Source organism: Nocardioides zeicaulis, from assembly GCF_042432345.1.
Classification (GTDB): Bacteria; Actinomycetota; Actinomycetes; order Propionibacteriales; family Nocardioidaceae; genus Nocardioides; species Nocardioides zeicaulis.
Genome location: NZ_JBHLXH010000001.1, coordinates 2,358,326 through 2,368,515, shown reverse-complemented (window position 1 = coordinate 2,368,515; position 10,190 = coordinate 2,358,326). Strand labels below are relative to the sequence as shown.

The window sequence follows — 10,190 nt, the reverse complement described above, 5'->3', positions numbered from 1 at the left end:
GAAGTCGCCACCCACCAGGCACCCGGTCAGCGGCGGCGCAGCGAGGCGTCGGTGAGCGCGGGAGGGGCGTAGCCCTTGTCGGCCTCGTTGATCGTCGTGCCCGGGGGCACGATCTCGTCGATCCGGTCGAGCACGTCGGCGGGCAGGGTGACCTCCTCCACCCCGAGCTGCGACTCGAGCTGCTCCATCGTGCGCGGCCCGATGATCGCCGACGACACGGCCGGGTGGGCGAGCACGAAGCCGAGGGCGAGCTGGATCATCGTCAGCCCCGCCTCGTCGGCGAGCTCCTGGAGCCGGAAGACCGCCTCCAGCTTGACCTTGTTGTCCGGGTGCTCGGGGTCGTGCCGCGCGGGCTGCCGGTCGAGGCGGCTCGACCGCGCCGCGGGCTCCTCGCCGCGGCGGTAGCGGCCCGAGAGCCAGCCGCCGGCCAGCGGGCTCCACGGCAGCACGCCGAGGCCGTACCTCTGCGCGGTCGGCAGGATGTCGCGCTCGACCTCGCGGGCCAGGATCGAGTACGGCGGCTGCTCGGCCACCGGGCGCTCTCGACCCCGCTTCTCCGCCACCCACTGCGCCTCGACGACCTGCGAGGGCAGGAACGTCGAGGTGCCGATGTAGCGGACCTTGCCCTGGCGCACGAGGTCGGTCAGCGCGCCGAGCGTCTCGTCGACATCGACCTCCGGGCTGGGGCGGTGCACCTGGTAGAGGTCGATGTGGTCGACCTGCAGGCGCCGCAGCGAGGCCTCGACCTCGCGGATGATCCAGCGGCGGGAGTTGCCGGCCTGGTTGGGGTCCTCGTCGTGCATGTTCCCGTGGAACTTGGTGGCGAGGAAGACGTCGTCGCGGTCGCCGCGCGCCTTGAGCGCCTTGCCGACGATCTCCTCCGACTCACCGCGCGCGTAGACGTCGGCGGTGTCGATGACGTTGATGCCGGCGTCGAGGGCGCGGTGGATGATCGCGATGGAGGCGTCGTGGTCGGGGTTGCCCCAGGCGCCGAACATCATCGCGCCGAGGGTCAGCGGGCTGACCCGGACGCCGGTCCGGCCGAGGGGGCGGTGGTGCTCGAAGCTCATGGGGTCTCCTTCACGCGGGGCGTACGGACGGGGCGCGGGGCCCACGCTCCTGTCTACTCCCCCGGCGACAACCCGGCCCGGCCGCACCTCGCACCCGCATCTCGTGCTGCGCACCCGCAGTCTCGGGTGCACAGCACGAGAGTCCCCGAATATCCGGGGACTCTCGAGGTGGTACGACGACGAGGCGGGCGTCAGTGCAGCTCGGGCTGCGTCTTCTCCCGGACCTCGTCCTCGCTCACACCGGGGGCGAGCTCGACGAGCTTGAGCACGCGGTCGCCGAGGGTGCCGGAGGGGGCGACCTCGCCGGTCGCGGGGTCGACGACGTCGATGACCGCGAGGTCGGTGATGATCCGCTGCACCACGCGCTTGCCCGTGTAGGGCAGGTCGCACTCGTCGAGGATCTTCAGCGAGCCGTCCTTGGCGGTGTGCTCCATCAGCACGATCACGCGCTTGGCGCCGTGGACCAGGTCCATCGCGCCGCCCATGCCCTTGACCATCTTGCCGGGGATCATCCAGTTGGCGATGTCGCCGGCGGCCGAGACCTGCATCGCACCGAGGATCGCGGCGTCGATCTTGCCGCCGCGGATCATCCCGAACGACTGCGCGGAGTCGAAGAACGACGCGCCCTTGCGCAGCGTCACCGTCTCCTTGCCCGCGTTGATGAGGTCGGGGTCCTCCTCGCCCTCGAACGGGTACGCCCCCACGCCGAGGATGCCGTTCTCCGACTGGAGCACCAGCTCGACGTCGTCGGCGACGTAGTTGGGCACCAGCGTCGGCAGCCCGATCCCGAGGTTGACGTAGGAGCCGTCCTGCAGCTCCGAGGCAGCCCGCGCCGCCATCTCCTCACGCGTCCAGCCCTTGCCCTGTGCCATCCGGATCAGCCTCCCAGTCCGTGCGTCGCGGCGTCGTCGACCAGCGCGTCCGCCGCCGAGCCCTGGCCGGTGTCGGGGCGCGGTCGCGTGGTGACCTTCTCGATGCGCTTGTCGGCGGCCTGCTCGGGCGTCAGCTCGACGACCCGCTGCACGAAGACGCCGGGGGTGTGCACCTGGTTGGGGTCGAGCTCGCCCGGCTCCACGAGGTGCTCGACCTCGGCGATGGTGACCCGCCCGCACATCGCGGCCAGCGGGTTGAAGTTCCGCGCGGAGTCGCGGAAGACGAGGTTGCCGTGGCGGTCGCCCTTCCAGGCGCGCACCAGCCCGAAGTCGGCGACGATGGCCTCCTCGAGGACGTACTCCTTCTCGCCCTCGGCCGTGCTGAAGACCTTGGTCTCCTTCGGCGGCGAGGCGACGACGACGTTGCCCTCGGAGTCGTAGCGCCACGGCAGGCCGCCCTCGGCGACCTGGGTGCCGACGCCGGTCGCGGTGTAGAAGGCCGGGATGCCCGAGCCGCCGGCCCGCATCCGCTCGGCCAGGGTGCCCTGCGGGGTCAGCTCCACCTCGAGCTCGCCGGCGAGGTACTGGCGGGCGAACTCCTTGTTCTCCCCCACGTAGGAGGAGATCATCCGGCGCAGCCGCTTGGCGAGCAGCAGCCGCCCCAGGCCCCAGTCGTCCACGCCGCAGTTGTTCGACACGGCCTGGAGGTCGCTCGTGCCGGCCTCCAGCAGTGCGTCGACGAGGACCGACGGGATGCCGCACAGCCCGAAGCCTCCGACGGCGATCGTGGCGCCGTCCGGGATGTCGGCGACGGCCTCGGCCGCCGAGGTGACCACTTTGTCCATGCCCGGCACCCTAACGGTCGTGTGACAGCCGCCACTGTGTGCCCCGGGACCGCACGTCCGGGCGTCCGGAGCGGGTGGAGCCACCCCCTACGCTGGCCACGTGACCGACTGGCCGAAGGTGCGCCTGCACGTGGTGACCGGCAAGGGCGGCACCGGCAAGTCGACGGTGGCCGCGGCGCTCGCGATGGGCCTGGCCACCTCCGGGCGCAACGTGCTGCTGTGCGAGGTCGAGGGCCGCCAGGGCATCGCCCGGATGTTCGACGTCGACCCGCTGCCCTACGAGGAGCGCCGCGTCGCCAAGGGCGCCCCCGACGACTCCGGTCGCGCCGGGCAGGTGCACGCGCTCCACATCGACCCGGAGTCCGCGCTGCTGGAGTACCTCGCGATGTACTACCGCCTCGGTCGCGCCGGCAAGGCGCTCGACCGCTTCGGCGCGATCGACTTCGCCACCACGATCGCGCCCGGCGTGCGTGACGTGCTGCTCACCGGCAAGGTCTACGAGGCCGTGCAGCGCCCTCGCGGCGGCCGGCGCAAGGAGCAGATCACCTACGACGCGGTGGTGCTCGACGCCCCGCCGACCGGGCGGATCTCGCAGTTCCTCGGCGTGAACTCCGAGCTCGCCGGCCTGGCCAGGGTGGGGCCGATCAAGAACCAGGCCGACAACATCATGGAGCTGCTCCGCTCCCCCCGCACCGCGGTCCACCTCGTGACGATCCTCGAGGAGATGCCGGTGCAGGAGACCTCCGACGGCATCGCCGAGCTGCGGGCGGCCGGCCTCCCGGTCGGCGGGGTCGTGGTCAACCTGGTCCGCCCGCGCGACCTGGGCGCCGGCGCGCTCGCGCAGGTGCGCGACGAGCGCGTCGACCCGACCGCCGTCGCCTCGGACCTCACCCGCGCCAAGGTCGACGTCGACGCCGGGCTGGTGGAGTCGCTCCTCGACGAGGGCCGCGACCACGCCGTACGACGACGGCTCGAGGACCAGCAGCGCGCCCTGGTCGCCCAGGAGGGCGTGCCCACCTACGAGCTGCCGCGCATCGCGGGCGGCATCGACCGGGGGGCGCTCGTCGAGCTCGCCCAGCTGCTCCGGAAGCAGGGCCTCGCATGAGCACCCCCGTGCTGGACGTCGACGCGCTGCTCGACGACCCGGGCACCAGCATCATCGTGTGCTGCGGGTCGGGCGGCGTCGGCAAGACCACCACGTCGGCCGCGCTGGCGTTGCGGGCGGCCGAGCGGGGGCGCAAGGTCGTGGTGCTGACCATCGACCCGGCCCGGCGGCTGGCGCAGGCGATGGGCATCGAGCAGCTCGACAACACACCGCGACCCGTCGGCGGCGTACGCCCGCAGCGGGGGCGGTCGGGCGGCTCGCTCGACGCGATGATGCTCGACATGAAGCGCACCTTCGACGAGGTGGTCGAGAGCCAGGCCGGCCCCGAGAAGGCCCGCCAGATCCTGGAGAACCCGTTCTACGTCGCGCTGTCGACGTCGTTCTCCGGCACGCAGGAGTACATGGCGATGGAGAAGCTCGGCCAGCTCCACCGCCAGGCGCAGGCCGACGGCACCTACGACCTCATCGTCGTCGACACGCCGCCCTCGCGCTCCGCGCTGGACTTCCTCGACGCACCCGAGCGGCTGTCCGGCTTCCTCGACGGCCGCCTCATCCGGCTGCTGCTCGCCCCGGCGAAGGGACCGGCGCGCCTGATGACGGCGGGGTTCTCGGTGATCACCGGCGCGCTCACCAAGATCCTCGGCGGGCAGATGCTGCGCGACGTCCAGACGTTCGTCGCGGCGCTCGACACGCTCTTCGGCAGCTTCCGCCAGCGCGCGGACAAGACGTTCGCGCTGCTGCAGACCGACCGGACGGCGTTCGTCGTGGTCGCGGCGCCGGAGCCCGACGCGCTGCGCGAGGCGGCGTACTTCGTCGACCGGCTGACCGACGACGCCATGCCCCTCGCGGGGCTGGTGGTCAACCGGGTCACGCCCGACCCCCGCTCCGCGCTGTCGGCGGAGGAGGCGATCGCTGCGGCCGACCGGCTGAGCGCCGGCGACTCGGCCTCGCTCACCGCGGGCCTGCTGCGGCTGCACGCCGACCGGGTCCGCATCATCGAGCGGGAACGGCACCTCCGCGAGCGGTTCGCCGCATCGCACCCGATGGTGGCGACGGCGGCGGTGCCGGCCCTGGCCGGCGACGTGCACGACCTCGACGGCCTGCGCACGATCGGCCAGCGGCTGGCCCGTCAGGACTGACGGGCCGTCACGTCTCAGACGGTGACGCCGGGGCCCTCGACCTTGGTGCGGGCGGTCTCCAGGATGGTGCGCCAGGACGAACCCGGGCGGCGGCGGAGCAGCGCGCGGCGCTCACGCTCGGTCATCCCGCCCCAGACACCCCACTCGATCTGGTTGTCCAGCGCCTCGGCCAGGCACTCGGTGCGCACGGGGCACCCCGCGCAGACCTGCTTGGCCTTGTTCTGCTCGGCACCTCGCACGAACAGAGCGTCCGGCGTGTCACCCTTGCATGCGGCGTTTGCTGCCCAGTCCTCAACCCACATGGTGATTCCCCACAGTTTCTTGATGAGCCGACTGGCCGCCCCCATAGCGGCCATCCCTGACTCTTGAAGAAAAGTAAACGAATCCTGCGGTGTCCCGGCAGGGCCAGGTGGTTCAAATCGCATAGTCCGATGTGACTAGGTCCCAGCGCGCGTGGAATTCAGGTGGTATGGCCCGGGGCCCGTACCCTTGACCCCATGCCGTCGAGCCCCGAGCGCCCCCACGGACGCCCCCAGACCGGCCGGATCGCCTCCCACCTCGCGGTGATGGGCGCCGTCGCCGTGGTCATGGGCGTCCTCACCGCCTGTCTCGCCATCCCGTTCGCCGGGCTGGTCGGGGTCGCGGCCAAGGACGTCTCGAAGGGCATGGTCAACCTCCCGGAGTCGCTGGAGGCCAAGGACCTGTCGCAGAAGACGCGCATCTACGACGTCAACGGCAACCTCATCGCCTCGCTCTACGACCAGAACCGGATCAACGTCCCGCTGAGCCAGATCTCGCGGCCGATGGTCAAGGCGATCGTCGCCATCGAGGACTACCGCTACTACGACCACGGCGCCCTCGACCTCAAGGGCACGCTGCGCGCCTTCATCACCAACCAGGCCAACGGCGGGTCGGTGCAGGGCGGCTCCTCGATCACCCAGCAGATGGTCAAGCAGACCCTGCTCTACCAGGCGGAGACCGAGGAGGAGCGCAAGGCCGCCACCGAGGAGACCTACGCCCGCAAGATCCGCGAGCTGCGCTATGCCATCGCGTTCGAGAAGAACCACACCAAGGACTGGATCCTCGAGCGCTACCTCAACATCGCCTACTTCGGCGACGGCGCCTTCGGCGTGCAGTCCGCCGCCCGCCACTTCTTCTCCAAGAACGCCAAGGACCTCAACCTGCTCGAGGCGGCCACGCTCGCCGGGCTGGTGAAGAACCCCGTCGGCTACGACCCGATCGACAACCCCGAGCGCGCCGAGAGCCGCCGCAACGTCGTCCTCGACCGGCTCGCCCAGCTCGGCGTGCTCACCGAGAAGAAGGCCGAGCGGCTCAAGAAGCGGCCGATCGCCAAGACGCTCCAGATCGAGACCGCGCCCAACGGCTGCCAGCAGTCGCAGGCGCCGTTCTTCTGCGACTACGTCGTCAACTGGCTGCTCAAGGACCCGGTCCTCGGCGACACGGTCAAGGAGCGCCGCCGCACGCTCAACAACGGTGGCCTCATCATCAAGACCACGGTCGACCTCGACATGCAGAAGGCCGCCGACCAGTCGGTCGCCAGCCACGTGTTCCCGACCGACCAGGCGATCGGTGGCCTGGCGATGGTCGAGCCCGGCACGGGCGACGTGCGGGCGCTGGCGCAGTCGCGCCCGATGGGCAAGGACAAGGCGGCCGGCCAGACCTACCTCAACTACGTCGTGCCCAAGAAGTACGGCGACGCCAACGGCTTCCAGGCCGGTTCGACGTTCAAGGCGTTCGTCCTCGCCTCCGCGATCAACCAGGGCATCCCGCTCAGCACCAGCATCAGCTCGCCGCAGACGATGCACTTCGACGACTCCGACTTCCAGACCTGCGACGGCCCCTACGCGGGTGACGGCAACGGCTGGGACCCGCAGAACTCCACCGGCTACGGCACCTACAACCTCTACACCGGCACCCAGAACTCGGTGAACACCTTCTTCGCCCAGCTCGAGACCCGCACCGGGATGTGCGAGCCGCTGGCGCTGGCCAAGGCGATGGGTGTCGACGTGCCGCAGGCGCAGCAGGTGCCGTCGTGGATCCTCGGCGTCTCCGACGTCGACCCGCTGACGATGGCCCAGGCCTACGCCACCTTCGCCGCCCGCGGCCTGCACTGCGACCCACGCCCGGTGACCGCGGTCCTCGACTCCGACGGCCAGCCGCTCAAGGAGTTCGGCCCGCAGTGCGAGCAGGTCATGCCGGGCGCCACCGCCGACGCGGTCAACGACATCCTGCGCGGGGTCATGGAGGGCGGCTTCGGCTCCGCGCTCCAGATCGACAAGCCCTCGGCCGGCAAGACCGGCACGACCAACGACGGCCGGTCCGTGTGGTTCGTCGGCTACACCCCCAAGCTCGCGGCCGCGGCGATGATCGCCGGCGCCAACGGCGAGGGCCAGTGGCTCGAGCTGGAGGGCCAGAACATCGGCGGGCGCTACATCTACTCCGCCTCCGGCTCCGGGTTCGCCGGCCCGGTGTGGGGCGACGCGATGTCGGCCATCCAGGACGAGATCCCCTACGAGGACTTCCAGCGCCCGGCCGGCGACGAGATCGCCGGCGTCCTGACCGGTGTCCCCGACGTGTCGGGGCAGACCGTCGAGGCCGCCACCTCGCAGCTGGAGGCGGCGGGCTTCGTGGTGGCCGACGGCGGTGAGGTCAACTCCTCGACCGGGCAGGGCCTGGTCGCCTCCACCTCGCCCGAGCCCGGCACCTCCCTCAGCAGCGGCGACACCGTCACCCTCTACACCTCGACCGGCTACGTCCCGCCGGCCGGCGGCGGCAAGGGCAAGGGCGGCGGCAAGGGCAAGGGCCGCGGCGGACGGGGCTGAGGCCTCGACCGACCCGGCCGGCGGTCAGCCGAGCTGCTTGCGCACCTCGGCCGCCACCGCGCCGCCGTCGGCGCGACCCTTGACCTGCGGGGTCACCACGCCCATCACCTTGCCCATCGCGCGCATGCCCTCGCCGGCGGCGCCGGTCTGCTCGATGGCGGCGGCGACGAGGTCGGCGATCTCGGCCTCGCCGAGCTGGGCGGGCAGGTACTCGGCGATGACCTCGCCCTCCGCGGCCTCCTTGGCCGCCATCTCGGCCCGGCCACCGTCGGTGAAGGCGACGGCCGCCTCGCGGCGACGCTTGGCCTCGGTGGACAGCACGCCGATGATGTCGTCGTCGGAGAGCTCGCGGGCCTCCTTGCCGGCGACCTCGGCGTTGGTGATGGCGGTCAGCACCATCCGCAGCGTCGAGGAGCGCAGCTCGTCACGCGCCTTCATGGCGGTGGTGAGGTCGGCGCGGAGACGGTCCTTGAGAGCACTCATGGGTCCATTGTGGCAGCCTTGCCGCATGCGCCTCCTCCCCGTTCTCGCCCGCACGGCGACCCTGGGAGCCGCTGCCGGCGCCGGGCTGACGGCGTACGCCGCGTGGGAGGCCCGCCAGTACACCCTGCGCCGGGTCGAGGTGCCGCTGCTGCCCGCCGGCCACGCCCCGCTGAAGGTGCTCCACCTCAGTGACATCCACATGGCACCCGGCCAGCACGCGAAGCAGGAGTGGCTGCGTGGCCTCGCGGCCCTCGAGCCCGACCTGGTCGTCGACACCGGCGACAACCTCGCCCACATGCGCGCCGTGCCGGTGGTGGCCGAGGCCCTCGGCGGGCTGCTCGACGTGCCGGGCGTCTACGTGCTGGGCTCCAACGACTACTACGCGCCCGGCTTCCGCAACCCGCTGCGCTACCTCCTGCCCGACACCGGGCGCCGCAACACCTCCACCCCGCAGCTGCCGTGGCCGGAGCTCAAGGAGCGCTTCGACCGTGCCGGCTGGCTCGACCTCACCAACGGCTTCGGCACGCTCAGCATCGGCGGCACCCGCTTCGCGTTCGTCGGCGTCGACGACCCGCACCTGCGCTACGACGACCTGGCGCGCGTCGCCGGACCGGCCGACGCCTCGGCCGACGTGCGGCTCGCGGTCACCCACGCGCCGTACCTCCGGGTCCTCGACCGGTTCGCCGGCGACGGCTACGACGCGGTCATCGCCGGCCACACCCACGGCGGCCAGGTCTGCCTCCCCGGCGGCCGGGCGCTGACCACCAACTGCGACATCGAGCCCGCACGGGCCCGCGGCCTGCACCGCCACCCGGCGGGATCGGCGCCCGGCGACCCGGGCTCGGCCTGGCTGCACGTCTCCGCCGGCCTCGGCACCAACCCCTACGTCCGGCTCCGGGTCGCCTGCCGTCCCGAGGCGACGCTGCTGACGCTCACCGGCCCGACGGCCGCCCCCTCCACCGCCACGTCCACCGCCACGTCCACCGCCACGTCCACCTCCACGTCCACCTCCACGTCCACCTCGAGCTGAGGAGACCCATGCCGCTCGTCCGCGTCACCAACTTCGCGATCTCCCTCGACGGCTACGGCGCCGGCGAGCCGCAGTCGCTCGAGGCGCCGTTCGGCCACGCCGGGATGAAGCTCCACGAGTGGCGCTTCGCCACCTGGCGGCCCGGGGCGCCGAACGGCGTGGACGCCCTCTTCGGCCGGCAGTACGACGTCGGCTTCGGCGCCGAGATCATGGGCGCGAACAAGTTCGGGCCTCCCGGGTGGCAGGACGACCCCGACTGGCGCGGCTGGTGGGGCGAGGACCCGCCGTTCCACACCCCCACCTACGTCCTGACCCACCGTCCGCGCGAGCCGCTGGAGATGGAGGGCGGCACCACCTTCCACTTCCTGTCGACCTCGCCGGCCGACGCGCTGGCGATCGCTCAGGAGGCCGCCGGCGACCTCGACGTGCGGATCGGGGGCGGCGCGACGACCGTGCGCACCTTCGTGGCCGCCGGGCTCGTCGACCACCTCCACCTCGCGATGGTCCCCCTCGTGCTGGGGCGCGGCACCCTGCTCTGGGAGGGGCTCGAGGGACTCGAGGAACAGTTCCACATCGAGTCCGTCGTGGCGCCCAGCGGCGTCGTGCACCTCAGCCTGACCCGTCGCTCCCCCGACGCCTGAGGGGCGATTTCGGGGCGGCCTTGCTGCTCCGGTATGCTCGCCCGCGTTGCCCTGATCGACTCGTCGGCCGGGGCGGCGGGCTGTGGCGCAGCTTGGTAGCGCGCCTCGTTCGGGACGAGGAGGCCGCAGGTTCAAATCCTGTCAGCCCGACACCACCGGATC

10 protein-coding genes and 1 tRNA gene are annotated in these 10,190 nt (G+C 71.9%); 6 read left to right on the top strand and 5 right to left on the bottom strand.

What is annotated here, in order from left to right; translation table 11 throughout:
• Positions 1 to 26: 26 nt before the first annotated feature.
• The 3 genes from ACFFJG_RS11590 to ACFFJG_RS11580 form a co-directional block, all read right to left on the bottom strand.
• Positions 27 to 1,070 carry an aldo/keto reductase gene (locus ACFFJG_RS11590; RefSeq protein WP_378518880.1) on the bottom strand — a complete coding sequence of 348 codons (1,044 nt, stop codon included), beginning with the start codon at positions 1,068 to 1,070 and terminating at the stop codon, positions 27 to 29.
• Positions 1,071 to 1,261: 191 nt separating this feature from the next.
• On the bottom strand, positions 1,262 to 1,942 hold the full coding sequence (locus ACFFJG_RS11585) for a 3-oxoacid CoA-transferase subunit B (RefSeq protein WP_378518879.1): 681 nt from the start codon (positions 1,940 to 1,942) through the stop codon (positions 1,262 to 1,264).
• Between the two features lie 5 nt (positions 1,943 to 1,947).
• Positions 1,948 to 2,787, bottom strand: coding sequence for a CoA transferase subunit A (locus ACFFJG_RS11580; RefSeq protein ID WP_378518878.1), 840 nt, complete (start codon positions 2,785 to 2,787; stop codon positions 1,948 to 1,950).
• Between the two features lie 100 nt (positions 2,788 to 2,887).
• On the opposite strand from ACFFJG_RS11580, the gene bagA reads away from it, so the two are divergent.
• Complete coding sequence (gene bagA / locus ACFFJG_RS11575; protein WP_378518877.1) at positions 2,888 to 3,892, top strand: ATPase BagA; 1,005 nt, start codon at positions 2,888 to 2,890, stop codon at positions 3,890 to 3,892.
• Complete coding sequence (gene bagB, locus ACFFJG_RS11570) at positions 3,889 to 5,031, top strand: ArsA family ATPase (protein WP_378518876.1); 1,143 nt, start codon at positions 3,889 to 3,891, stop codon at positions 5,029 to 5,031. Before bagA ends, bagB begins: the two co-directional genes overlap by 4 nt.
• 14 nt (positions 5,032 to 5,045) lie before the next feature.
• On the opposite strand, the gene ACFFJG_RS11565 is transcribed toward bagB, so the two are convergent.
• Positions 5,046 to 5,333, bottom strand: a complete 288-nt coding sequence (locus ACFFJG_RS11565) for a WhiB family transcriptional regulator (RefSeq protein ID WP_183079765.1) — start codon at positions 5,331 to 5,333, stop codon at positions 5,046 to 5,048.
• Between the two features lie 195 nt (positions 5,334 to 5,528).
• Here ACFFJG_RS11565 and ACFFJG_RS11560 point away from each other — a divergent pair, with 195 nt between their 5' ends.
• A complete protein-coding gene (locus ACFFJG_RS11560; RefSeq protein ID WP_378518875.1) occupies positions 5,529 to 7,874 on the top strand; it encodes a transglycosylase domain-containing protein in 2,346 nt (781 codons plus the stop codon).
• A gap of 24 nt (positions 7,875 to 7,898) precedes the next feature.
• Here the strand turns inward: ACFFJG_RS11560 and ACFFJG_RS11555 are convergent, their stop codons facing one another.
• Positions 7,899 to 8,357 carry a GatB/YqeY domain-containing protein gene (locus ACFFJG_RS11555; protein ID WP_378518874.1) on the bottom strand — a complete coding sequence of 153 codons (459 nt, stop codon included), beginning with the start codon at positions 8,355 to 8,357 and terminating at the stop codon, positions 7,899 to 7,901.
• A gap of 25 nt (positions 8,358 to 8,382) precedes the next feature.
• On the opposite strand from ACFFJG_RS11555, the gene ACFFJG_RS11550 reads away from it, so the two are divergent.
• The 3 genes from ACFFJG_RS11550 to ACFFJG_RS11540 all read left to right on the top strand — a co-directional run bounded on the left by ACFFJG_RS11550 (position 8,383) and on the right by ACFFJG_RS11540 (position 10,178).
• A complete protein-coding gene (locus tag ACFFJG_RS11550) occupies positions 8,383 to 9,387 on the top strand; it encodes a metallophosphoesterase (protein ID WP_378518873.1) in 1,005 nt (334 codons plus the stop codon).
• Positions 9,388 to 9,395: 8 nt separating this feature from the next.
• Positions 9,396 to 10,028, top strand: coding sequence for a dihydrofolate reductase family protein (locus tag ACFFJG_RS11545; RefSeq protein WP_378518872.1), 633 nt, complete (start codon positions 9,396 to 9,398; stop codon positions 10,026 to 10,028).
• A gap of 76 nt (positions 10,029 to 10,104) precedes the next feature.
• A tRNA-Pro gene (locus ACFFJG_RS11540) sits at positions 10,105 to 10,178 on the top strand.
• Positions 10,179 to 10,190: the final 12 nt, after the last annotated feature.

Coding starts and splice junctions, on each gene's coding strand:
- ACFFJG_RS11590 (WP_378518880.1), bottom strand. CDS start 1,070: ATGAGCTTCGAGCACCACCGCCCCCTCGGCCGGACCGGCGTCCGGGTC.
- ACFFJG_RS11585 (WP_378518879.1), bottom strand. CDS start 1,942: ATGGCACAGGGCAAGGGCTGGACGCGTGAGGAGATGGCGGCGCGGGCT.
- ACFFJG_RS11580 (WP_378518878.1), bottom strand. CDS start 2,787: ATGGACAAAGTGGTCACCTCGGCGGCCGAGGCCGTCGCCGACATCCCG.
- bagB (WP_378518876.1), top strand. CDS start 3,889: ATGAGCACCCCCGTGCTGGACGTCGACGCGCTGCTCGACGACCCGGGC.
- ACFFJG_RS11565 (WP_183079765.1), bottom strand. CDS start 5,333: ATGTGGGTTGAGGACTGGGCAGCAAACGCCGCATGCAAGGGTGACACG.
- ACFFJG_RS11560 (WP_378518875.1), top strand. CDS start 5,529: ATGCCGTCGAGCCCCGAGCGCCCCCACGGACGCCCCCAGACCGGCCGG.
- ACFFJG_RS11555 (WP_378518874.1), bottom strand. CDS start 8,357: ATGAGTGCTCTCAAGGACCGTCTCCGCGCCGACCTCACCACCGCCATG.
- ACFFJG_RS11550 (WP_378518873.1), top strand. CDS start 8,383: ATGCGCCTCCTCCCCGTTCTCGCCCGCACGGCGACCCTGGGAGCCGCT.
- ACFFJG_RS11545 (WP_378518872.1), top strand. CDS start 9,396: ATGCCGCTCGTCCGCGTCACCAACTTCGCGATCTCCCTCGACGGCTAC.